Here is a 23,064-nt window from a genome sequence, read left to right as displayed (position 1 = left end):
TCCGGGCATGCCGTCGTCCCGGCCGCAGGCCCGCTCCCGTCAGCCCCAGCCTCGCCGGCCGGTCGGCCGTGGCTCCACCGTCGCGCCCGCCGCACCCACCCGGCCGCAGGCCGCTCCGTTCGCGGCGGTGCTCGGCCTGCTCGTCGCCGTCGAGGACCTGTGGCTGGGCTGGCTGCTGTGGGATGCCGACCCCGGCTGGGGCTGGTACCTGCTGGCGCCGGTGGCGCTGGCCGCCCTCGCCGTCCTCGGGGCGGTGCTGGTCTGGCGCGGCACCGGCCTGGGGCGCCTGCCCGGCTGGCTGCTGCTCCTGCTGGCCTGTCTGCTGCCCCTGATCGGGCTGCTGCTGCTCGCCGTCCTCTTCGGGCTGCTCGGTGGCGGCTCGACGGCGGCCTCGCCGCTGCTGCTGGCCGTCGGGCCGCTGGGCGGGCTGGTGCTCGCCGCGCAGCGCCCGGTGCGGGAGTGGGCCCGTGCGGGTCGTCGGCCGCCGAAGGAGCCGCGCGCCCGCTACCGTCGCGGTGGTGAGCACCGACGCTGACGTGATCGTGGTGGGGGCGGGGCTGGCCGGGCTGGTCGCCACCGCCGAGCTGGCCGAGGCCGGCACGCGGGTGCTGCTGCTGGACCAGGAGCCCGCGACCTCGCTGGGCGGGCAGGCGCACTGGTCCTTCGGCGGGCTGTTCCTCGTCGACACCCCCGAGCAGCGTCGCCTCCGGGTGCGCGACTCCCTGGAGCTCGCCCGGCAGGACTGGTTCGGCACCGCCGGGTTCGACCGCGCCGAGGACCACTGGCCGCGGCAGTGGGCCGAGGCCTACCTGCAGTTCGCCGCGGGGGAGAAGCGCGCCTGGCTGCACGGCCTGGGGGTGCGGTTCTTCCCGGTGGTCGGCTGGGCCGAGCGCGGCGGCTACACCGCCACCGGCCACGGCAACTCGGTGCCCCGCTTCCACGTCACCTGGGGCACCGGCCCCGGGGTGGTCGCCCCCTTCGCGCAACGGGTCGCCGACGCCGCCGCCCGCGGGCTCGTCGACGTCCGCCACCGGCACCGGGTCGACGGGCTGGTCGTCACCGACGGCGCGGTCACCGGCGTCCGGGGTGCCGTGCTCGAGCCCAGCGACGTCGCCCGCGGGGTGGCCAGCTCGCGGGCCGAGGTGGGGGAGTTCGACCTCTCCGCGCAAGCCGTCGTCGGCGCTGCGGGTGGCATCGGCGCCAACCACGAGCTGGTCCGGCGCAACTGGCCGGCCCGGCTGGGCCCGGCGCCGCGGCGGCTGCTCTCCGGCGTCCCGGCGCACGTCGACGGCCGGATGCTGCAGATCACCGAGGCCGCCGGCGGCAGCGTGATCAACCCCGACCGGATGTGGCACTACACCGAGGGGATCGCCAACCACTCGCCCGTCTGGGAACGGCACGGCATCCGGATCCTGCCCGGCCCCTCCTCGCTGTGGCTGGACGCCACCGGCACCCGGCTGCCGGTGCCGCTGTTCCCCGGCTTCGACACCCTCGGCACGCTCGCGCACATCGGCACGACCGGGCACGAGCACACCTGGTTCCTGCTCACCCGGAAGATCGTGGAGAAGGAGTTCACCCTCTCCGGCTCCGAGCAGAACCCCGACCTCACCGGCAAGGACCTGAAGCTCCTGCTGACCCGGGTGCGCAGCGGCGCCGCCGCGCCGGTGCAGGCGTTCCTGGACCGCGGGGAGGACTTCGTCGTCGCCCCCACGCTGCCGCAGCTGGTGGCCGGGATGAACCGGCTCACCGGCGACACCCCGCACGTCGACCTCGCGACCGTCGAGCGGGAGGTGGTCGCCCGTGACCGGGAGATCGCCAACCGGTTCACCAAGGACGCCCAGGTCACCGCGATCCGCCAGGCCCGCGGCTTCCTCGGCGACAAGCTGATCCGGGTCGCGGCCCCGCACCGGCTGCTCGACCCCGACGCCGGCCCGCTGATCGCCGTCCGGCTCAACCTGCTCACCCGCAAGACCCTGGGCGGGCTGGAGACCGACCTCGCCGGGCGGGTGCTGCGTGCCGACGGCGAGCCGTTCCCCGGCCTGTACGCGGCCGGGGAGGTGGCCGGCTTCGGCGGGGGTGGGATGCACGGCTACCGGTCGCTGGAGGGCACCTTCCTGGGCGGTTGCCTGTTCTCCGGCCGGGTCGCCGGCCGGGCGCTGGCGGCGAGCCTGTGAGCTCGCCGGACTGGGACGCCGTCCCCCCGCCCGGGCAGCCGCCCCACGGCCAGCCGCCCTACGGTGGGCCGCCGCCCACCGGGCAGTCGTGGGACCAGCAGCCGGGGCCGCCGCAGCCGTGGGGGCCGCCGTCGGCAGCGCACCAGCAGTGGGGCCCGGTGCCGCAGTGGGCGCCGCCGTACCCGGGCCAGCCGCCGTACCCGGGCCAGCCGCCGTACCCGGGCTGGGGCGGCTACGCGCCGCCGTTCGCCCGCGGACCCCGCCGTCCCGGCGTCGTCGTCGGCGCGGCGGTGCTCGCCTTCGGCTCGGCGCTGCTCACCCTCGTCGGCACCGTCTACGCGATGGCGTTCAGCGCGCTGCTCGCGGTCACCCGCGGACCCTCGGCCGGCATCGGGCCGTGGATCGCCCTGGTGCAGCTGCTCGTCGTCGCGTTCTTCGTGGTCGGTGGGCTGACCGCGCTGTCCGGCGGGCGCCGGGAGTGGCTGTGGGCAGCGGCTGCCGGCCAGCTGTGCCTCTCCGTCTACTGGGTGGTGGTGCTGACCAGCACCACCGCGCCGATCGGTGAGGCCGTGGTGGTGCTGCCGGTGGTCTACGGCGCGCTCGGCGTCGCCGCCGCCGGGCTCACCGTCCTCCCCGACGCGGTCGCCTGGCAGCGGGCGGCCCCGGGGCGCGAGCGCTGATGCGCAGGGGCTGACGGCGCGTCCGCGGCGGAGTGGGACGATCAGCGGCATGTCCGCCCCCTCCGGTCCCCGGCTCGACCCGGCGGTCGCCGGCCTGCTCCGCCGTGACCCCGCCGGCCTGGTCGCCGCCGTCGTCCAGCAGCACGACACCGCCGAGGTGCTCATGGTCGCCTGGATGGACGACGAGGCGCTGCGCCGCACGCTGACCACCGGCCGGGCCACCTACTGGTCGCGCAGCCGGCGGGAGTACTGGGTCAAGGGGGAGACGTCGGGTCACCGGCAGTGGGTGCGCGACGTCCGGCTGGACTGCGACGGCGACGCGCTGCTGCTGCTCGTGGACCAGGAGGGGCCCGCCTGCCACACCGGCGAGCGCAGTTGCTTCCACCGTCCGCTGGAGGTGCCCGGTGCGGCTCGGTGACACCACGCCCTCGCGGGCGGAGTTCCTCACCGCGACCGCGCCGGTCGTGCCGGTCACCCGCCGGCTGCTGGCCGACGGCGAGACCGCCGTCGGCCTGTACCGGAAGCTGGCCCGCAACCGGCCCGGCACGGTGCTGCTGGAGTCGGCCGAGCAGGGCAAGCAGTGGTCCCGGTACAGCTTCGTCGGGGTGCGCAGCGCCGGCACGCTGACCGAGCGCGACGGCGCCACGACGTGGGTGGGCGACCCGCTGCCCGGGCTCACCGACGACCTGCCCGCCGACCCGCTGGCCGCCGTCCGCACCCTGGCCCGGCGGCTCCGCTCGCCGCGCGCGCCCGGGTTGCCGCCGCTCACCGGCGGGCTGGTCGGCTACCTCGGCTACGACGTCGTCCGCCGGCTGGAGCGGCTGCCGGTGACCAGCACCGACGACCTCGGGATGCCCGAGCTCGCGCTGATGCTGGTCACCGACCTCGCCGTGCTCGACCACACCGACGGCACGGTGCTGCTCATCGCGAACGCGCTGGCCGCCGGGCCGGACGCCCACGACGACGCCGTCGCCCGGCTCGACGCGATGGCGGCGGACCTGACCTCGGCGGTGCCCCCGTCGGTCGCGACGCTCACCACCGCCGATGCGCCGCCGGTCAGCAGCAACATGGCGCCGGGGGAGTACGAGGTCGGCGTGGAGCGGGTGCGTGAGCACGTCCGGGCCGGTGACGTGTTCCAGACCGTGCTCGCCCAGCGCTTCGAGCTGGCCACCGACGTCGATGCGCTGGACCTGTACCGGGTGCTGCGGGCCAGCAACCCCTCGCCGTACATGTACCTGCTGCGCTTCGCCGGCCGGGAGTCGCCGTTCGACGTCGTCGGCTCCTCACCGGAGGCGCTGGTGACGGTGACGGGGGAGCGGGCCGTGGTGCACCCGCCGGCCGGCACCCGCCCCCGCGGCGCGACGCCGGAGGACGACGTGCGGCTCACCGAGGAGCTCCTCGCCGACCCCAAGGAGCGCGCCGAGCACGTCATGCTCGTCGACCTGGCCCGCAACGACCTCGGCCGGGTGTGCGTGCCCGGCTCGGTGGAGGTGGCGGACTTCATGCGGGTGGAGCGCTACAGCCACGTCATGCACCTGGTCTCGACCGTCGCCGGGCAGGTGTCCCCGGGCCGCGACGCCCTCGACGTCTTCGACGCGACCTTCCCCGCCGGCACCGTCTCGGGGGCGCCCAAGCCGCGGGCGATGGAGGTCATCGAGTCCTTGGAGCCGACCCGGCGGGCGCTGTACGCGGGCACCGTCGGCTACGTCGACGCCAGCGGCGACATGGACATGGCGATCGCCATCCGCACCGCCGTGCTGCACGACGGCCGGGCCTACGTGCAGGCCGGCGCCGGGATCGTCGCCGACAGCGACCCGGCCACCGAGGAGGCCGAGACCCGGCACAAGGCGCGCGCGGTGCTCTCGGCGATCGCGACGGCGGAGGGGCTGCGGGAGCTCCCGTGAGCGAGGCCGCCCGCAGCGGGCACTCCGGCCCCGGCGCCGCGTCGCGGCGGCAACTCACGTCCGCGGTGCTGGGCAGCGCCCTCGCCGGTGGGCTGGCGCTGTCGGCGTCCGGGCAGCCGTGGGCCGACGTCACGATCGTCCGCCAGCCACCCCTGCCGCCCACCACGGCGGTGCTCAGCGGCGCGGACGCCGCGCCGCTGGTCGCCGCCTGCGGGCTGCTGCTGCTCGCGGCCGCCGTGGCGGTGATCGCCGTCCGCGGTGTGGCCCGGGCGGTCGTCGGCCTGCTCGTCGCCGCCGCCGGGGGCGCGCTGGCGTGGTCCGGCGTCCGGGCGCTGGGTGGTGGGCTCCAGGACATCTCGACCGAGCTGCCCGCGGTCGGCCGGGGAGGGGGCCCGGTCACCGTCGACGTGGCGGCCGGCTGGCCGGCGGTCACCGTCGCCGCGGGCGTCCTGGCCCTCCTGGTGGGGGTGCTCGTGGTGCTGCGCGGCGGGAGCTGGCCGGGCATGGGCCGGCGGTACGAGCGCACGACCGCCGGTGCCGCGCCGGCCCGCCCGGCCACCGACGAGGACCGCCACCAGGCCGCCTGGAAGGCGCTGGACCGGGGCGAGGACCCGACGGAGTGAGAACCCCGGTGCCCCGGGCCCGTCCCGTAGCTCGCCGGAGCATGCGTGGGACGACGAGGACGGGGTGCCCCTCGTCGCCGTGCGGCCTTACACCGGAGCCGTTCCAGCACGGCGCCCGGCCCCCGGCCGAGGGCCCCGGGGGGCGCCTCTACAGTGATCTCACCGACTCCCGGTGGTGGGAGCCGATCCGGTGGCACATGATGTGGGGTTGCGAGGAGGGGTCATGAGCGTCCTCGACGACATCGTGGCGGGCGTCCGTGAGGACGTCGCCGCGCGGCAGGCCGCGGTGCCGCTCCCGGAGGTGCAGGCCGCCGCCCGCGACGCCCGCCCGGCGCTGGACGCCCTCGCCGCGCTCCGCGCGCCGGGGGTCGGGGTGATCGCCGAGGTCAAGCGCCGCAGCCCGAGCAAGGGCGACCTCGCCGCGATCACCGACCCGGCCGCGCTGGCCGCGCAGTACGCCGCCGGTGGGGCCCGGGCGATCAGCGTGCTCACCGAGGGGCGCCGGTTCGGCGGCTCGCACGCCGACCTGGCCGCCGTCCGCGCCGCCGTCGACGTCCCGGTGCTGAACAAGGACTTCGTGGTGAGCAGCTACCAGGTGCACGAGGCCCGCGCCCACGGCGCCGACCTGGTCCTGCTCATCGTCGCCGCGCTCGAGCAGCCGGTGCTCACCGGGCTGCTGGAGCGGATCGAGTCGCTCGGCATGACGGCGCTGGTGGAGGTGCACAGCGAGGCCGAGGCCGACCGGGCGCTCGCCGCCGGCGCGTCGGTGATCGGGGTCAACGCCCGCGACCTGACCACGCTGTCGGTCGACCGCTCCACGTTCGAGCGGATCGCCCCCGGGCTGCCCAGCGAGGTGGTCAAGATCGCCGAGTCCGGCGTCCGCGGGCCGCACGACCTGATCAGCTACGCCGGGGCCGGCGCCGACGCCGTGCTCGTCGGCGAGGGCCTGGTCACCGCGGGCGACCCGCGGCAGGCCGTCGCCGACCTGGTCACCGCCGGTTCGCACCCGGCCACCCCGCGCGCGACCCGCTGAGCCGATCCGGGGACCCCCGCCCGCTTCCCGTGTCAGCCGTGTCAAGCTGGGCACGTGAGCCTCTCCGCACACCCTCCGGCCCCTGACGTCCTCGACGCCAGTTCCCGCGATGATGCGGCGCGTCCGGAGTGGCCGGACGCGACCGGGCACTTCGGCCCCTACGGCGGCCGCTTCGTCCCCGAGGCGCTGATCGCCGCCCTCGACGAGCTCACCGAGGCCTACGAGGCGATGCGGGTCGACCCCGCGTTCCTCACCGAGTTCGCCGAGCTGCAGCGCGACTACACCGGCCGGCCCAGCCCGATCACCGCCGTCCCCAAGTTCGCCGAGCACTGCGGCGGCGCCACCGTGCTGCTCAAGCGCGAGGACCTCAACCACACCGGCTCGCACAAGATCAACAACGTGCTGGGCCAGGCGCTGCTGACCAAGCGGATCGGCAAGACCCGGGTCATCGCCGAGACCGGTGCCGGCCAGCACGGCGTCGCCACCGCCACCGCCGCGGCGTTGATGGGGCTGTCGTGCACCATCTACATGGGCGAGGAGGACACCCGGCGCCAGGCGCTGAACGTCGCCCGGATGCGGCTGCTCGGCGCCGAGGTCGTCCCGGTCACCACCGGCTCGCGCACCCTCAAGGACGCCATCAACGAAGCGTTCCGCGACTGGGTCACCAACGTGGAGACCACCAACTACGTCTTCGGCACCGTCGCCGGCCCGCACCCCTTCCCGGCGATGGTCCGCGACTTCCAGCGGGTCATCGGCGACGAGGCGCGCGGACAGCTGCTCGACCGGCTGGGCCGGCTGCCCGACGCGGTGCTCGCCTGCGTCGGCGGCGGCTCCAACGCCATCGGCATCTTCACCGCGTTCGTGCCCGACCACGGGGTCCGGCTGATCGGCCTGGAGGCCGGTGGCGACGGCGTGGAGACCGGGCGGCACGCCTCGTCGATCACCGGGGGTGACCCCGGGGTGCTGCACGGCGCCCGCAGCTACCTGCTGCAGGACGAGAACGGGCAGACCATCGAGTCGCACTCCATCTCGGCCGGCCTGGACTACCCCGGCGTCGGGCCGGAGCACTCCTACCTGCACGACATCGGGCGGGCCGAGTACCGGCCGGTCACCGACGCGCAGGCGATGGAGGCCTTCGCGCTGCTGTGCCGCACCGAGGGGATCATCCCGGCGATCGAGTCCGCGCACGCGCTGGCCGGAGCGATGCAGGTCGGTCGCGAGCTGGGCCCGGACGCGGTGCTGCTGGTCAACCTCTCCGGCCGCGGGGACAAGGACGTGGAGACCGCCTCGACCTGGTTCGGCCTCGGCGACCGCGAGGAGGTCGACCCCGGTCCGGGGATGGACACCGCCCAGCAGCCCACCGAGGGTGCCGTGGCCAACCACGAGGCCGTCGCCGGCCCGGATGCGGGGGAGCAGGCGTGAGCGCGCCCGGGAACGACGGCGGAGTGAGCACCGCAGCGAGCGCCGGCGAGCGAGGAGCGGAGCGGAGCCGGAGTCGAGGCAGTCTGCTCGCCACCCGGATCACCGCCGCCCGCGCGGAGTCGCGCGCGGCGCTGATCGCCTACCTGCCGGTGGGCTACCCCGACGTCGACGGCTCGATCGAGGCGATGGTGGCCGCGGTCGAGGGTGGCGCGGACATCGTCGAGATCGGCGTCCCCTACTCCGACCCGGGCATGGACGGGCCGGTCATCCAGCAGGCCGTGGACGTCGCCGTCCGGGCCGGGGTGGGGATGGCCGACGTGCTCCGCGCCGTGCGGGCGGTGGCCGACGCCGGTGCGGTGCCGGTCGTGATGAGCTACTGGAACCCGATCGAGCGCTACGGCGTCGACCGGTTCGCGGACGACCTGGCCGCCGCCGGGGGAGCCGGGGCGATCACCCCCGACCTGATCCCCGACGAGGCCGCTGCGTGGATCGCCGCCACCGACCGCACCGGGCTGGACCGGGTGTTCCTGGTGGCGCCGTCGTCCACCGACGCCCGGCTGGCGGCCACGGCCGCGGCCTCCCGCGGGTTCGTCTACGCCGCCTCCACGATGGGCGTGACCGGCACCCGGGCGACGGTGGGCGACGCCGCCGAACGGCTGGTCGCCCGCACCCGCGAGGTCGCCGAGCTGCCGGTCTGCGTGGGCCTCGGCGTTTCCGACGCCGACCAGGCCGCGGAGGTCGCCGGCTTCGCCGACGGCGTCATCGTCGGGTCCGCCTACGTCCGTGAGCTGATCGAGGGCCGTGGCCCCGACGGCGTCCGGCGGCTGTCGCAGGACCTGGCCGAGGGCGTGCGCCGCCGTCCGGTGGTGCTCTCGTGAACGTGCTCGCGGCGATCCCCAGCCCGACCCAGGCCGTCTGGGAGGTCGGGCCCTTCCCGCTGCGCGCCTACGCGCTGGCGATCATCGCCGGCATCGTGCTGGCCGTCCTGATCGCCGAGAAGCGCTGGGTCGCCCGCGGTGGCGCTCCCGGTGACGTCCTGGACATCTCCGTCTGGGCGGTGCCGTTCGGCATCGTCGGCGGCCGCATCTACCACGTGCTCACCACGCCGCAGCCCTACTTCGGCGAGAACGGTGACCCGCTGCGCGCGCTGGCCATCTGGGAGGGCGGCCTGGGCATCTGGGGGGCCATCGCCCTCGGTGGCGTCGGCGCCTGGATCGCCTGCCGCCGGCGGGGCATCCCGCTGCCGGCCTACGCCGACGCGATCGCGCCCGGCATCGTCGTCGCCCAGGCCGTGGGCCGGCTGGGCAACTGGTTCAACAACGAGCTCTACGGGCGGGCCACCGACCTGCCGTGGGCGCTGACCATCCACCGCTGGGACGCCTCGGCCGGCCGCGCGATCACCGGGCCCGACGGCCAGGCGCAGGTGCTGGGCACCTTCCACCCGACCTTCCTCTACGAGCTGCTGTGGAACCTCGGCGTCGCGGTGCTGGTGGTCTGGGCCGACCGGCGGTTCCGGCTCTCCCACGGCCGGGCCTTCGCCCTCTACGTCGCCGCCTACTGCGCCGGCCGGCTGTGGATCGAGATGCTCCGGATCGACACCGCGGAGCAGTTCTTCGGGCTGCGGCTCAACGTCTTCACCTCGATCATCGTCGGCCTGCTCGCGGTGGCCTACCTGGTCTGGCAGCGCGGTCGCCCCCGCGAGGTGATCACCCGCGGCCGGGACGCCCGCGCTGCCGCCGATGGCACCCCGGCCGCCGATGAGACCGGGGCGGGCGCCCCCGCCCCGGCTGCCGACGGCGCCTCCACGCCCACCGGCGACCCGGTGGGGGAGAGCCCCTCGCCGGCAGCCGGGACCGGCTCCACGGCCACCCGGGCCGGCGGGGACGAGACCCGGGGCGCGGCACCCGGCTGACCGGTCCCGCCGAGCTCGTCGGCGTCGCCGGAAGAGAGATGTGCGACATCAGATCGACATGTCCCGCAGGTGACGTCGCTGTGTACGCTCCTTGTCGGCCGCCCAGTGATCCTGGGCCGGCCGGCGACGTCGGAACCGGGCCAGCGCTGCCCCGCACACGACCTCCCGCGGACACCCGCCCGCGGGACTGCGGGTCCGCAGGCCGTCCGGACGAACCGAGTCCACCGGCCTGTGCGGCTCCACACGTCGGACCGCTCTGGTCCCCCTGCATCGCTCCTCCCCGCACCACCCACCCGCTCTGACCACCCGGCGGGGTCCTCGCGACCCCCCGCACCGCGTCCGGGACCGGCTCCGCCGGCCGGGCGCCGCGGCCAGCCGACGACGGGAGTGACATGTCTGACCTCGCCGCCCCCAGCACCACCGCCGGCACCGATGCCCCGACGGCCCCGGTGGCCTTCTCGGCGCTCCCCGCCGCCACCGGCCTCTACGACCCGGCGCGTGAGCACGACGCGTGCGGCGTGGCCTTCGTGGCCGACGCCCGCGGTCGCCGGTCCCGGTCGATCGTGGCCGCCGGGCTGACCGCCCTGCACAACCTCGACCACCGCGGCGCCGCGGGCTCCGAGCCGAACTCCGGTGACGGCGCCGGCATCCTCACCCAGGTGCCCGATGCGCTGCTGCGCGCCAGCGTCGACTTCGACCTCCCGCCGCTGGGGGAGTACGCGGTCGGCATCGCCTTCCTCCCCGCCGACGAGGCCGAGCGGGCCACCGTCGTCGACGGGGTCGCCGCGCTCGCCGCGGAGGAGGGGCTGACCGTCCTGGGCTGGCGCGAGCTGCCGGTCGACCCCGACGGCGCCGACCTGGGCCCCACCGCGCGGCGGGTCATGCCGTACTTCGCGCAGCTGTTCGTCGCCGAGACGATCGGCGCGCGGGCCGACGCCCAGGCCTTCGGCGGCACGGCCGCCCCGCACGGGGTCACCAGGCTCGAGCGGCGCTCGTTCGTGCTGCGCAAGCGGATCGAGCGGGCCGCCCGGAACGCCGGCACCAACTGCTACATCGCCTCGCTGTCGGCGCGCACCATCACCTACAAGGGGATGCTGACCACCGACCAGCTGCCGGCGTTCTTCCCCGACCTGCGCGACGACCGCTACGAGTCGGCGATCGCCCTGGTGCACAGCCGGTTCTCCACCAACACCTTCCCGAGCTGGCCGCTGGCCCACCCGTTCCGCTTCATCGCGCACAACGGTGAGATCAACACGATCAAGGGCAACCGCAACCGGATGCGCGCCCGCGAGGCCAAGCTGGAGACCGAGCTGTTCGACGGCCCGGCCGGCCCGGCCAGCGAGCTCGGCCTGGAGCGGATCTTCCCGGTCACGGCCAGCGACTTCAGCGACTCGGCGACCTTCGACGAGGTGCTCGAGCTGCTGCACCTGTCCGGCCGCTCGCTGCCGCACGCGGTCCTGATGATGATCCCCGAGGCGTGGGAGAACCACGCCGAGATGGACGCGGCCCGCCGGGCGTTCTACCGCTTCCACTCCTCGATCATGGAGCCCTGGGACGGGCCGGCCTGCGTGGCCTTCACCGACGGCACGCTCATCGGTGCGGTGCTCGACCGCAACGGCCTGCGCCCGGGCCGCTGGTGGCGGACCAAGGACGACCTGGTCGTGCTGGCCAGCGAGGCCGGCGTGCTGGACATCCCGGCCTCGGAGGTCGTCGCCAAGGGCCGGCTGCAGCCGGGCCGGATGTTCCTGGTCGACACCGCCGCGGGCCGGATCGTCTCCGACGAGGAGGTGAAGGGCGCGCTGGCGAGCGAGCAGCCCTACGACGACTGGCTGCACGCCGGCCTCGTGCACCTGCCCCAGCTGCCCGAGCGCCGCCGTGCCCGGCCCAGCCACGAGTCGGTCGTCCGCCGTCAGCTGCTCTTCGGCTACACCGAGGAGGAGCTGCGGATCCTGGTGCAGCCGATGGCCGCCAGCGGCGCCGAGCCGATCGGCTCGATGGGCACCGACACCCCGATCGCCTCGCTGTCGGACCGGTCGCGCTCGCTGTTCGACTACTTCACCCAGCTGTTCGCGCAGGTCACCAACCCGCCGCTGGACGCGATCCGCGAGGAGCTGGTCACCAGCCTCGGGCGCACCTTCGGCCCCGAGCAGAACCTGCTCGCGGCGACCCCGGCGTCCTGCCGGCAGGTGTTCCTGCCGTTCCCGGTGATCGACAACGACGAGCTGGCCAAGATCCTGCACATCGACGACGACGGCGACCTGCCCGGGTTCGCCGCGGTGCGGATCACCGGTCACTTCGACGTCAACGGCGGCGGCACGGCGCTGGCCCAGGCGATCACCGAGCTGCGCACCAAGGTGAGCAAGGCGATCGCTGCCGGCGCCCGGGTCATCGTGCTGTCCGACCGCGACTGCGACGAGAACCGCGCGCCGATCCCGTCGCTGCTGATGACCGCCGCCGTCCACCACCACCTGGTGCGCGAGCGCACCCGGATGGAGGTCGGCCTGGTCGTCGAGTCCGGTGACTGCCGCGAGGTGCACCACGTCGCCCTGCTGCTGGGCTACGGCGCGGCCGCGGTCAACCCCTACCTGGCCTTCGAGAGCGTCGAGGACCTGATCCGCTCCGGTCAGCTCACCGGCATCGAGCCCGCGCAGGCCGTGCGCAACGTGGTCAAGGCCATGGGCAAGGGCGTGCTCAAGGTGATGAGCAAGATGGGCATCAGCACCGTCGGCTCGTACACCATGGCGCAGATCTTCGAGACCGTCGGCCTGTCCAAGGCCCTCGTCGACGAGTACTTCACCGGCACCTCGGCCACCCTCGACGGCGTCGGGCTCGACGTGCTCGCCGAGGAGGTGGCGATGCGCCACCGGAAGGCCTACCCGAGCAACCCGACCGAGCGCGCCCACCGGCGCCTGGAGACCGGCGGGGAGTACCAGTGGCGCCGCGAGGGCGAGGTGCACCTGTTCAACCCCGAGACGGTGTTCCTGCTCCAGCACGCCACCCGCTCCCGGCAGTACGAGGTCTTCCAGCGGTACGCCGACACCGTGGACGGCCTGTCGGCCGAGGCAGCGACCCTGCGCGGGCTGTTCCGGCTCAAGACGGCCGACCGCCCGGCGGTGCCGCTGAAGGAGGTCGAGCCGGTCAGCGAGATCGTCAAGCGCTTCCAGACCGGGGCGATGAGCTACGGCTCCATCTCGGCCGAGGCGCACGAGACGCTGGCGATCGCGATGAACCGGCTCGGCGGGCGCTCCAACACCGGGGAGGGCGGCGAGGACCCCGACCGGTTCACCCCCGACCCCGACGGCGACCTGCGCCGCAGCTCCATCAAGCAGGTGGCCAGCGGGCGGTTCGGGGTGACCAGCGAGTACCTGGTCAACGCCGACGACATCCAGATCAAGATGGCCCAGGGCGCCAAGCCCGGCGAGGGTGGCCAGCTGCCCGGCAGCAAGGTCTACCCGTGGGTGGCGCGCACCCGGCACTCCACGCCGGGCGTGGGGCTGATCAGCCCGCCGCCGCACCACGACATCTACTCGATCGAGGACCTCAAGCAGCTCATCCACGACCTCAAGAACGCCAACAACGAGGCGCGGATCCACGTCAAGCTGGTCTCCGAGACCGGCATCGGCACCGTGGCGGCCGGGGTCGCGAAGGCCAAGGCCGACGTCGTCCTGGTCTCCGGGCACGACGGCGGCACGGGCGCCGCGCCGCTGACCTCGCTCAAGCACGCGGGCACGCCGTGGGAGATCGGCCTGGCCGAGACCCAGCAGACGCTGCTGGCCAACGGACTGCGCGACCGGATCGTGGTGCAGGTCGACGGCCAGATGAAGACCGGTCGCGACGTGATCGTGGCCGCGCTGCTGGGCGCGGAGGAGTTCGGCTTCGCCACCGCCCCGCTGGTGGTCGAGGGCTGCGTGATGATGCGCGTCTGCCACCTGGACACCTGCCCGGTGGGCGTGGCCACGCAGAACCCCGAGCTGCGCAAGCGGTTCACCGGCAAGCCGGAGTTCGTGGTCACCTTCTTCGAGTTCATCGCCGAGCAGGTGCGCGAGCACCTGGCGCAGCTGGGCTTCCGCTCCCTCGACGAGGCGGTCGGTCACGCCGAGCTGCTCGAGGTCGCGCTGGCGGTCGACCACTGGAAGGCCGCCGGGGTCGACCTGTCCCCGATCCTCGCCGTCCCGGAGCTGCCCGCGGGGGCGGCCCGCCGGCAGGTCGCCACCCAGGACCACGGCCTCGACGTCGCGCTGGACCAGACGCTGATCCAGCTGTGCGAGGGTGCGCTGCTCGATGCCCGCCCGGTGCACCTGGAGCTGCCGGTCCGCAACGTCAACCGCACCGTCGGCACGATGCTCGGGTCGATGGTGACCCGCCGGTTCGGTGGCGCGGGGCTGCCCGACGGCACGATCGACCTGACCTTCACCGGGTCGGCGGGCCAGTCGTTCGGCGCGTTCCTGCCCCCGGGCATCACGATGACGCTGCTCGGCGACGCGAACGACTACGTCGGCAAGGGCCTGTCCGGGGGGCGGATCGTGGTGCGCCCGGCGCCGGAGTCCGCGTTCGCCGCCGAGGACAACGTCATCGCCGGCAACGTCATCGGCTACGGCGCGACCCAGGGGGAGCTGTTCCTCCGCGGTCGGGTCGGCGAGCGGTTCTGCGTGCGCAACTCCGGTGCACTGGCCGTCGTCGAGGGCGTGGGCGACCACGCGCTGGAGTACATGACCGGTGGGTCGGCGATCATCCTGGGCCCCACCGGTCGCAACATCGCTGCCGGGATGTCCGGCGGGATCGGCTACGTGCTCGACCTCGCCCGGCACCGGGTGAACCCGGAGATGGTGGAGGTCGAGCAGCTGGACGGCGAGAGCTCGCTGTGGCTGCGCGACGTCCTCACCCGCTACCGGGAGGCGACCGACTCCACGGTGGCCGCCGCCCTGCTCGCCGACTGGGGCAGGTGGTCCGAGCGGTTCAGCGTGATCATGCCGCGTGACTACCGGCGCGCGATGGAGGCCCGGCGGGCCGCCGAGGCCGCCGGATACGACGTGGACCGAGCTGTGATGGAGGCCGCACGTGGTTGATCAGACGGGTTTCCTGAAGTACGACCGGCAGCTGCCGCCGCGGCGGCCGGTCGACCTGCGGCTGCTGGACTGGAAGGAGGTGTACCTCAACCGGGACACCGGTGAGGACGCCGTCTTCCCCGTCGCCGCACTGCGCGACCAGGCGGCGCGCTGCATGGACTGCGGCATCCCCTTCTGCCACCACGGCTGCCCGCTGGGCAACCTCATCCCGGAGTGGAACGACCTCGCCCGCCGGGACGACTGGCAGGAGGCGATCGAGCGGCTGCACGCCACGAACAACTTCCCGGAGTTCACCGGGAAGCTGTGCCCGGCGCCGTGCGAGGCCGCCTGCGTGCTCAACCTGGAGAACTCACCGGTCACGATCAAGCAGATCGAGTGGGAGATCATCGACCAGGCGTTCGTCAACGGCTGGGTCACCCCGCAGCCGCCGGCGGAGCTGACCGGCAAGAGGGTCGCCGTCGTCGGTTCGGGGCCGGCGGGGCTCGCCGCCGCCCAGCAGCTGACCCGGGCCGGGCACGAGGTCACCGTCTTCGAGCGCGACGACCGGGTGGGCGGGCTGATCCGCTACGGCATCCCCGAGTTCAAGATGGAGAAGCGCCACCTGGACCGGCGGCTGGACCAGATGCGCGCCGAGGGCACCCGGTTCGTCGTCGGGGTCGACGTCGGCGGCGAGGGCCCCGACGACGTGACGGTGGAGCAGCTGCGGTCGGACTTCGACGCGGTCGTGCTGGCGATCGGCACCCCGGTGGCCCGGGACCTGCCGCTGCCCGGCCGGGAGCTGCCGGGCGTGCACTTCGCCATGGAGTACCTGCCCGACGGCAACCGGCAGGCGCTCGGCGAGCTCGAGCACCCGGCGATCGACGCCCACGGCAAGCACGTGGTGATCATCGGTGGCGGTGACACCGGCGCGGACTGCCTGGGCACCGCCCACCGGCAGGGCGCGGCGTCGGTGGCGCAGCTGGACTACAAGCCTGCCCCGCCCGGCACCCGGCCGCAGGACAACCCGTGGCCGACCTACGAGATGATCCTGCGGGTCTCGCCGGCCCACGAGGAGGGCGGCGAGCGGCTGTTCGCCGTCAACACCGAGGCGTTCGTAGCCGGTGACGACGGCCGGGTCGCCGGCGTCCAGGTCTCCGACGTCCGGCTGGTCAACGGCCGCCGGGAGACCGTCGAGGGCACCACGCGGGTGCTCCCGGCGGACCTGGTGCTGCTGGCGCTCGGGTACACCGGCCCGCAGACCGCCGGGCTGGTCGAGCAGCTGGGCTGCGCGGTCACCGAGAAGGGCACGGTCGCCCGCGACGACGACTACATGTCCACGGCGCCGGGCGTCTTCGTCGCCGGTGACATGGGCCGCGGCCAGTCGCTCATCGTGTGGGCGATCGCCGAGGGGCGGGCCGCCGCGGCCGCCGTCGACACCTGGCTGACCGGCGCCTCGATGCTGCCCCGCCCGGTCACGCCGACGGCGGTGCCGCTGCGCTGACCTGCGCAGACGTCCCAGACGACTGCGACCCCCCGGGGGGACACGGCCGACCCGTCCGGCGTGTCCCCCCGGGGGGTCGACTAGTTTCAGGGGCATGTCTCGCCGCGCCAAGATCGTCTGCACGTTGGGGCCGGCGACCGGCACCCCGGAGCAGGTCACCGCCCTCGTCGAGTCCGGGATGGACGTCGCCCGGCTCAACTTCAGCCACGGCAAGCACGCCGACCACGAGCAGGCCTACCGCCTGGTCCGGGAGGCCTCGAACAAGGTCGGCCGCGCCGTCGCGGTCCTCGCCGACCTGCAGGGCCCGAAGATCCGGCTGGGCACCTTCACCGAGGGCAAGGTCGAGTGGCCCACCGGTGCCCGGGTCTGCATCACCGTCGAGGACGTCGAGGGCACCGCCGAGCGGGTCTCGACCACCTACAAGGACCTGGCCAACGACGTCCGCGTCGGTGACCGCCTGCTGGTCGACGACGGCAAGCTCGCCCTGACCGTGGCCGAGGTCGACGGCCCGGACGTGTGGTGCCTGGTCCTCGAGGGCGGTCCGGTCTCCAACAACAAGGGCCTGTCCCTGCCCGGCGTCGCCGTCAGCGTCCCGGCCATGTCGGACAAGGACGAGGAGGACCTGCGCTTCGCCCTCTCCCTGGGGGTCGACTTCGTCGCCCTGTCCTTCGTCCGGTCGCCCCGTGACGTCGAGCTGGTCCGCGAGGTGATGGCCCAGGAGGACGTGTTCGCCCCGGTCATCGCCAAGCTGGAGAAGCCCGAGGCGGTCGAGAACCTCGAGGCGATCTGCGACGCGTTCGACGGCATCATGGTCGCCCGCGGTGACCTCGGTGTGGAGCTGCCGCTGGAGCAGGTGCCGCTGGTGCAGAAGCGGGCCGTGCAGGCCGCCCGCGAGCGCAACAAGCCGGTCATCGTGGCCACGCAGATGCTCGAGTCGATGATCGAGAACTCCCGGCCCACCCGGGCCGAGGCCTCCGACGTCGCCAACGCCGTCCTCGACGGCGCCGACGCGGTGATGCTGTCCGGGGAGACCTCCGTGGGCAAGCACCCGATCGCGGCCGTCCGGACGATGGACCGCATCATCGCCGCGGTCGAGGTCGACGAGATCCTCGCGCCGCAGCTGCTCAAGGCCTCGCACTCGCGCCCTGGCGCGATGGTGCGGGCGGCCAAGGACGTCGGCGAGGCGCTGGACGTGGCCGCGCTGGCGGCCTTCACCTCCACCGGCCGCAGCGCCCAGCGGCTGGCGGCGCTGAAGACCCGGCTGCCGATCCTCGCCTTCACCAACGACCCGCGGGTGCGGAGCCGGCTGGCGCTGTCGTGGGGCGTGGAGACCTTCATCGTGCCCCAGGTCGAGCACACCGACGACATGGTCGCCCAGGTCGACTTCTCGCTGCTCTCCATCGGCCGGCTCCGCGAGGGCGACCAGGTCGTCGTGGTGGCCGGCTCCCCGCCGAACACCGCCGGCACGACCAACCTCGTCCGGGTGCACGAGGTGGGAACGCAGGCGTGACCGCAGCAGCGACGTCGTCGGGGGAAGGACCGGCCCCGACGCCGGCGGCCGAGCTCATGGTCGTCCTCGACCTGGAGGAGCGGGCCCCGGACCTGTTCGTCGGCACCACCCCGACGACGCCGCTGCAGCGGATCTTCGGCGGCCAGGTGGCCGCCCAGGCGCTCGCGGCGGCGAACGCCACGGTGCCGGCCGAGCGGCCGGTGCACTCCCTGCACTCGTACTTCCTCCGGCCGGGCGACCCGCAGGAGGAGATCCGCTACGAGGTGGACCGGATCCGCGAGGGCCGGTCGTTCAGCACCCGGCGCGTGGTGGCCCGGCAGACCCGCAGGGGCGAGGACGTGGCCATCTTCGCGCTGACCGCCGACTTCACCGCGGGGGAGCGCGCGGTGGTCGAGCACTCGTTGCCGATGCCCGAGGTGCCCGGCCCCGACGGCCTGCCCGGGCTGCCCGAGGTGCTCGCCGCCCACCCCGACCGGGCCGAGGGCGCCCGGGCGCTGAACCGGGCGGTCGACTCCCGCTACCTGCGCGACCCGTACGACCCCGAGCCGCGGACGTCGGGCGACACCGCGTTCCGGGCGTGGTTCCGGGTCACCGGGCGGCTGCCCGACGACGACAACGTGCACGCCGCCGCGCTGACCTTCGTCAGCGACCTGACGCTGCTCTCGGCCGGGCTGGCGCGCATCGGTGGCGGCTGGGGTGGGTCGATCGTCGGCGCGAGCCTGGACCACGCGGTGTGGTTCCACCGGCCTGCGCGGGCCGACGAGTGGTTCCTCTACGAGACCGACAGCCCGGCCGCGGCCAGTGGTCGCGCGTTGTGCTTCGGGCAGATCTGGTCCGCCGACGGCACGCACGTGGCGACCGTCGCCCAGGAGGGGCTCATCCGCTCGCTCGGCTGAACCCCTCCTCGGCGTCGCTCAGTCCCGGGTGGGCCCGCCGTCCAGGTCCGCCTGGGCGGCGGCCTGCTCGGTGGTCTCGTCCCCGGCGGCGGGCGTCTCGACCACCGGCGTCGGCTCGCCCGCCGCCTGCTCACCCGCCGACTGTTCGGCCGCTGCCTGCTCGGCCGCCGCTCGGCGGGCGGCCTCCTCACGCTCGGCGGCCGCCCGGCGCGCCGCCTCCTCGCGCTCGCGCCGTTCGGCGTCCTGCCGCTCCCGCGCCTGCTCGGCGAAGTCGTTCGCCAGCCAGTCGTGCCCCTCGGTGAGCAGCGCCCAGACCCGCTCGACGTGCTGCCGCTCGGTCGACGGTGCCCCGATCGCCACCCGCAACACCGCAGCGCCGGCCACGGTCGTGTGGGTGAGGAAGACCTCGCCGCCGTCGTTGAGCCGCTCCAGCAGCGTCATCGTGGCCACGTCGGCGTCCACGCCGTCGGCCCAGCGCGGGCGCAGGCACACCAGCGACAGCGGGTGCGGGGCGACGACGTCGAACCGGTCGTCGGCCTCGGCCCAGCCCGCCAGCTCCTGGGCCATCGCGACGTGCCCGCGGACGTGCTCGCGCAGCCCTTCCGCGCCGTACCAGCGCAGCACGAACCACAGCTTCAGGGCGCGGAACCGGCGGCCCAGCTCGATCTGCCAGTCGCGGTAGTCGACGACGGCGCCGGTGTCGGTGGCCGCGTTGCGCAGGTACTCCGGCAGGATCGACAGGGCGCCGGTGAGCGCCGCCCGGTCGGCCACCCAGAACAGGGTGGCGTCGAACCCGGTGAGCAGCCACTTGTGCGCGTCGGTGGTGTAGCTGTCGGCCCACTCCACCCCGGCCTGCAGCGCGCGCAGCTCGGGGGCGACCGCGCTGACCCCGGCGTAGGCGGCGTCGACGTGCAGCCACACGCCGAACCGCTGGCACACCGGCCCGATCTCGGCCAGCGGGTCGATCGCCGTCGTCGACGTGGTGCCCACGGTCGCGCAGACCAGCACGGGGGTGAACCCGCGGGCGACGTCCCGCTCCAGTCGCGCGGCGAGCGCCCCGGGGCGCATGGCCAGCTCCTCGTCCACCTCCACGATGCGGATCGCCTCGGTGCCGAGGCCGGCGATGCGCACGGCCTTCTCCATCGAGCTGTGGGTCTGCGCGGAGACGTAGACGGTGTACTCCTCGGGCAGCACGCCGTGGCGCAGCGTGGCGCCCTTGCTGGCCCGGTGCAGGGCGGCGAGCAGGGCCACCAGGTTCGCTCCGGAGCTGGAGTCCTGGACGACGCCGCCGCCGGTGCCGGTGGAGTGGAAGGACGCGGGCATCCCGAGGAGGTCGGCCAGCCAGTCCATGACGTGCTGCTCGAGCTCGGTGGCGGCCGGGCTGGTCACCCAGGACATGCCCTGCACGCCCAGGCCGGCGCTCACCAGGTCGCCCAGCACCGAGGGCCCGGAGGTGTTGGCGGGGAAGTAGCCGAAGAAGCCGGGGTGCTGCCAGTGGGTCAGCCCGGGGACGACCACGCGGTCCAGGTCGGCCAGCACCGCGGCGAACGGCTCGCCCTGCTCGGGCGCCTGCGGGGGAAGAGAGGCGCGGACGTCGCCGGGGGAGACCTGCGACCGGACCGGCAGCGACGTCGGGTCGTCCTGCAGCCGGGCCCAGTAGTCGGCGATCCAGTCGACCACCTCGTGGCCGTGCTGGCGGAACTGCTCGGGGGTCATGTGGCCGGTCACGAGGCCAACCTAGGGCGCGGTCGCCCGACGTCGGCGGGTGCCCCGCCCACGTCGATGGTGCTCGTGCCCCCGGTGCGACTCGAACGCACACTGCGCGGGTTTTGAATCCGCTCCCTCTGCCGATTGGGGTACGGGGGCCAACTCGACTGGGTGGCCCGCAGCCTATCCGGCGCGGGATCCGCGTCTGCGGTCGATAGGATGATCTCCGTGAGCAACGAGCCGACCCGGGTCCTCATCGCCGAGGACGAGGCGCTGATCCGCCTCGACCTCAAGGAGATGCTCGAAGAGGAGGGGTACGTCGTCGTCGCCGAGGTCGGCGACGGGCAGGCCGCGGTCGAGCAGGCCGAGCAGCTGCGCCCCGACCTCGTCGTCCTCGACGTGCAGATGCCGGTCCTCGACGGGATCGCCGCCGCCGAGCAGATCGCCAGCGCCCGCATCGCGCCGGTCATCGTGCTCACCGCCTTCAGCCAGCGCGAGCTGGTCGAGCGCGCGCGTGACGCCGGCGCCATGGCCTACCTGGTGAAGCCGTTCTCCAAGAACGACCTGGTCCCGGCCATCGAGGTCGCCGTCGGCCGGTTCCAGGAGATGCACGCGCTGGACGCCGAGGTCGCCGACCTCAAGGAGCGGCTGGAGGCCCGCAAGGTCATCGAGAAGGCGAAGGGCCGGCTCATGACCGAGCGCGGGATGACCGAGGCGGAGGCCTTCCGGTGGATCCAGCGCACGGCGATGAACGAGCGCACCTCGATGCGCGCCCTGGCGGAGGCGATCATGGCCACCGAGGTCGGCGACGCCGCCCCGGCCGGGGGACAGACCACCACCTGAGTGCCGCTGCGCGCCTCCCACGGCCGTCGGCTCCGCGACCCGCGGACCGGCGGCCGTCGCGTTTCCGCTGTCGGTGACCGTGGTCACGTCCTGGGCGTGGCGCATGCCACCTGCGTGTCGCGCGTGTGTCGGCGTGTCTCACCATGTGGCACCACCGAGTCGTCCAGGTCACAACGTCATCACGGTGCACTGAGCAGGGCTGGTGGCCGTCGGCGCGGCGGTTAGGTTCTCCGCACCGACCGGCCGGTCGGTGGGCTGACCAGCCCTCCGGGTCCGGCGCCCACGCACGCACCCCACTGGGAGTTCCTTGATGCGCACCCGCACCACCGCTCGCGCGGTCGCCCTGTCCGGTGCCGCCCTGCTCGCGCTGACCGCCTGTGGCGGCGACGACGGCGGCGGCTCCGGCAACGGCGGTGGCGACGCGAGCGGCGAGAAGCAGGTCAACGTCTACGGCACCGACGGCAACATGGGCGACCCGCTCGGGGAGGACTTCTCCGAGCAGGGTGCCCTGGCCGGCATGAAGGGCACGCTGCCGCTGACGCAGCTCTCCGGTGACTTCCAGGACCGCCTGCTGGCCGTCGACCCCGACCTGGGGACGACGTTCAACTACGCCGGAGAGACCTACGACGCGGTCATCCTGACCGCGCTCGCGGCCCAGGCTGCCGGTACGAACCAGGCGACCGAGTTCGCCCGCTACATCAACGGTCTGACCTTCGGCGGCGAGACCTGCGAGTCCTACGCGGCCTGCCTGGAGATCATCAACGCCGGCGGCAACGTCGACTACGACGGTGTCAGCGGTCCGCTGAGCTTCGCCGACCCCGGCGAGCCGGCCCAGGCCAGCTTCGGGCTGCAGCAGTTCGGCGACGACAACACGATCGACAACGACGCCACCCAGTTCGTGATCGCCGGTGACGAGGCGAACGCCGCCACCGACGAGGGCCCGGCCTACGCCCCGCCGGGCGCCACGGGTGACCCGCTGGTCATCGGCACGCTGCTGCCGCTCACCGGCAACCTCGCCTTCCTCGGCCCGCCGGAGGTCGCCGGCGCCCAGCTGGCGGTCAACGAGATCAACGAGGCCGGCGGTGTGCTGGGCCAGCCCGTCCAGCTCATCGAGGGTGACTCCGGTGACGCCTCGACCGACACCGCCACCCAGACGGTCGACCGGCTGCTGCAGTCCAACGTCAACGCCATCATCGGTGCGGCGTCCTCCGGGGTGAGCCTCACGGTCATCGACACCATCACCGGTGCCGGCGTCGTCCAGTTCTCCCCGGCGAACACCTCCGACCAGTTCACCGAGTACGACGACAACGGGCTGTACTTCCGCACCGCGCCCCCGGACACGCTGCAGGCGCGCGCGCTCGCCGACCTGATCGCCGAGGACGGCAACAACACCGTCGGCATCCTCGCCCTCAACGACCCGTACGGCACGGGCCTGGCCGAGAACACCCGGGACAACCTGATCGCCGGCGGCCTGTCCGAGGACAGCATCCGCTACCTGACCTACGACCCGCAGGCGGCGAACTTCGACTCCGAGGTCCAGCAGATGGTGGACTTCAACCCCGACGCCATCGTCGTCATCGGGTTCGAGGAGTCCTCACGGATCATCCAGGGCCTCAACGCGCAGGGCATCGGCCCGGCCCGCGGCTGACGCTTCCGCACCACCTGCGGGGGGGGGGGGGGGGGGGGGGGGGGGGGGGGGGGGGGGGGGGGGGGGGGGGGGGGGGGGGGGGGGGGGGGCCGCCGGCCGCGGGGGGGGGGGGGCCGGGGGGGGGCCCGCGGGGGGGGCGGGGTGGCGGGGGGGCGCCCGGGCGGCC

Annotated in this window: 17 protein-coding genes and 1 tRNA gene; 16 read left to right on the top strand and 2 right to left on the bottom strand. The window is 74.3% G+C overall.

Translation table 11 applies throughout. The features are described 5' to 3' along the window. Positions 1 to 7: 7 nt before the first annotated feature. The 14 genes from ACI783_RS01370 (at position 8) to ACI783_RS01305 (ending at position 18,700) form a co-directional block, all read left to right on the top strand. The gene (locus ACI783_RS01370; RefSeq protein WP_457138777.1) at positions 8 to 535 is read left to right on the top strand and encodes a hypothetical protein; all 528 of its coding nucleotides are present in this window, start codon (positions 8 to 10) and stop codon (positions 533 to 535) included. Further along, the gene (locus ACI783_RS01365; protein ID WP_457138776.1) at positions 519 to 2,174 is read left to right on the top strand and encodes an FAD-binding dehydrogenase; all 1,656 of its coding nucleotides are present in this window, start codon (positions 519 to 521) and stop codon (positions 2,172 to 2,174) included. The genes ACI783_RS01370 and ACI783_RS01365 overlap by 17 nt, the downstream gene beginning before the upstream one ends. A 158-nt stretch (positions 2,175 to 2,332) precedes the next feature. Beyond that, the gene (locus tag ACI783_RS01360; protein WP_457138775.1) at positions 2,333 to 2,854 is read left to right on the top strand and encodes a hypothetical protein; all 522 of its coding nucleotides are present in this window, start codon (positions 2,333 to 2,335) and stop codon (positions 2,852 to 2,854) included. Positions 2,855 to 2,903: 49 nt separating this feature from the next. After that, positions 2,904 to 3,272 (top strand): phosphoribosyl-AMP cyclohydrolase, encoded by a 369-nt coding sequence (gene hisI / locus ACI783_RS01355; RefSeq protein WP_457138774.1) that lies wholly within the window; start codon positions 2,904 to 2,906, stop codon positions 3,270 to 3,272. Continuing rightward, positions 3,259 to 4,758: an anthranilate synthase component I gene (locus ACI783_RS01350; protein WP_457138773.1), complete on the top strand. Its 1,500-nt coding sequence runs from the start codon at positions 3,259 to 3,261 to the stop codon at positions 4,756 to 4,758. The genes hisI and ACI783_RS01350 overlap by 14 nt, the downstream gene beginning before the upstream one ends. Beyond that, positions 4,755 to 5,381, top strand: a complete 627-nt coding sequence (locus ACI783_RS01345; protein WP_457138772.1) for a Trp biosynthesis-associated membrane protein — start codon at positions 4,755 to 4,757, stop codon at positions 5,379 to 5,381. The genes ACI783_RS01350 and ACI783_RS01345 overlap by 4 nt, the downstream gene beginning before the upstream one ends. A gap of 223 nt (positions 5,382 to 5,604) precedes the next feature. After that, positions 5,605 to 6,414: an indole-3-glycerol phosphate synthase TrpC gene (gene trpC, locus ACI783_RS01340; RefSeq protein WP_457138771.1), complete on the top strand. Its 810-nt coding sequence runs from the start codon at positions 5,605 to 5,607 to the stop codon at positions 6,412 to 6,414. Between the two features lie 54 nt (positions 6,415 to 6,468). Then, positions 6,469 to 7,836 (top strand): tryptophan synthase subunit beta, encoded by a 1,368-nt coding sequence (gene trpB / locus ACI783_RS01335; protein WP_457138770.1) that lies wholly within the window; start codon positions 6,469 to 6,471, stop codon positions 7,834 to 7,836. Then, a complete protein-coding gene (trpA, locus tag ACI783_RS01330; RefSeq protein WP_457138769.1) occupies positions 7,833 to 8,714 on the top strand; it encodes a tryptophan synthase subunit alpha in 882 nt (293 codons plus the stop codon). The genes trpB and trpA overlap by 4 nt, the downstream gene beginning before the upstream one ends. Beyond that, positions 8,711 to 9,748, top strand: coding sequence for a prolipoprotein diacylglyceryl transferase (gene lgt / locus ACI783_RS01325; RefSeq protein ID WP_457138768.1), 1,038 nt, complete (start codon positions 8,711 to 8,713; stop codon positions 9,746 to 9,748). Before trpA ends, lgt begins: the two co-directional genes overlap by 4 nt. Positions 9,749 to 10,140: 392 nt before the next feature. Next, positions 10,141 to 14,814 carry a glutamate synthase large subunit gene (gene gltB / locus ACI783_RS01320; protein WP_457138767.1) on the top strand — a complete coding sequence of 1,558 codons (4,674 nt, stop codon included), beginning with the start codon at positions 10,141 to 10,143 and terminating at the stop codon, positions 14,812 to 14,814. Beyond that, complete coding sequence (locus ACI783_RS01315) at positions 14,807 to 16,294, top strand: glutamate synthase subunit beta (protein WP_457138766.1); 1,488 nt, start codon at positions 14,807 to 14,809, stop codon at positions 16,292 to 16,294. The genes gltB and ACI783_RS01315 overlap by 8 nt, the downstream gene beginning before the upstream one ends. A gap of 94 nt (positions 16,295 to 16,388) precedes the next feature. Next, positions 16,389 to 17,804 (top strand): pyruvate kinase, encoded by a 1,416-nt coding sequence (pyk, locus tag ACI783_RS01310; protein ID WP_457138765.1) that lies wholly within the window; start codon positions 16,389 to 16,391, stop codon positions 17,802 to 17,804. Beyond that, positions 17,801 to 18,700: an acyl-CoA thioesterase gene (locus ACI783_RS01305; RefSeq protein WP_457083933.1), complete on the top strand. Its 900-nt coding sequence runs from the start codon at positions 17,801 to 17,803 to the stop codon at positions 18,698 to 18,700. The genes pyk and ACI783_RS01305 overlap by 4 nt, the downstream gene beginning before the upstream one ends. Positions 18,701 to 18,718: 18 nt before the next feature. Here ACI783_RS01305 and ACI783_RS01300 read toward each other — a convergent pair whose 3' ends face one another. After that, a complete protein-coding gene (locus tag ACI783_RS01300; RefSeq protein ID WP_457138764.1) occupies positions 18,719 to 20,428 on the bottom strand; it encodes a pyridoxal-dependent decarboxylase in 1,710 nt (569 codons plus the stop codon). A 64-nt stretch (positions 20,429 to 20,492) separates the two neighbouring features. Further along, a tRNA-Leu gene (locus tag ACI783_RS01295) sits at positions 20,493 to 20,566 on the bottom strand. Positions 20,567 to 20,635: 69 nt separating this feature from the next. Between ACI783_RS01295 and ACI783_RS01290 the strand changes: the two genes are divergently transcribed. Both ACI783_RS01290 and ACI783_RS01285 read left to right on the top strand, forming a co-directional pair. Next, on the top strand, positions 20,636 to 21,250 hold the full coding sequence (locus tag ACI783_RS01290; protein ID WP_457083929.1) for an ANTAR domain-containing response regulator: 615 nt from the start codon (positions 20,636 to 20,638) through the stop codon (positions 21,248 to 21,250). 310 nt (positions 21,251 to 21,560) lie between these two features. Next, on the top strand, positions 21,561 to 22,898 hold the full coding sequence (locus tag ACI783_RS01285) for an ABC transporter substrate-binding protein (RefSeq protein WP_457138763.1): 1,338 nt from the start codon (positions 21,561 to 21,563) through the stop codon (positions 22,896 to 22,898). Positions 22,899 to 23,064: the final 166 nt, after the last annotated feature.

The organism is Modestobacter sp. SYSU DS0511, from assembly GCF_054050755.1.
This window is presented reverse-complemented; position numbering and strand designations above follow the sequence as displayed.

Bases quoted from the DNA above. Each gene is read 5' to 3' on its own strand.
- ACI783_RS01370 (WP_457138777.1), top strand. From the start codon at position 8: ATGCCGTCGTCCCGGCCGCAGGCCCGCTCCCGTCAGCCCCAGCCTCGC.
- hisI (WP_457138774.1), top strand. From the start codon at position 2,904: ATGTCCGCCCCCTCCGGTCCCCGGCTCGACCCGGCGGTCGCCGGCCTG.
- trpC (WP_457138771.1), top strand. From the start codon at position 5,605: ATGAGCGTCCTCGACGACATCGTGGCGGGCGTCCGTGAGGACGTCGCC.
- gltB (WP_457138767.1), top strand. From the start codon at position 10,141: ATGTCTGACCTCGCCGCCCCCAGCACCACCGCCGGCACCGATGCCCCG.
- pyk (WP_457138765.1), top strand. From the start codon at position 16,389: ATGTCTCGCCGCGCCAAGATCGTCTGCACGTTGGGGCCGGCGACCGGC.
- ACI783_RS01285 (WP_457138763.1), top strand. From the start codon at position 21,561: ATGCGCACCCGCACCACCGCTCGCGCGGTCGCCCTGTCCGGTGCCGCC.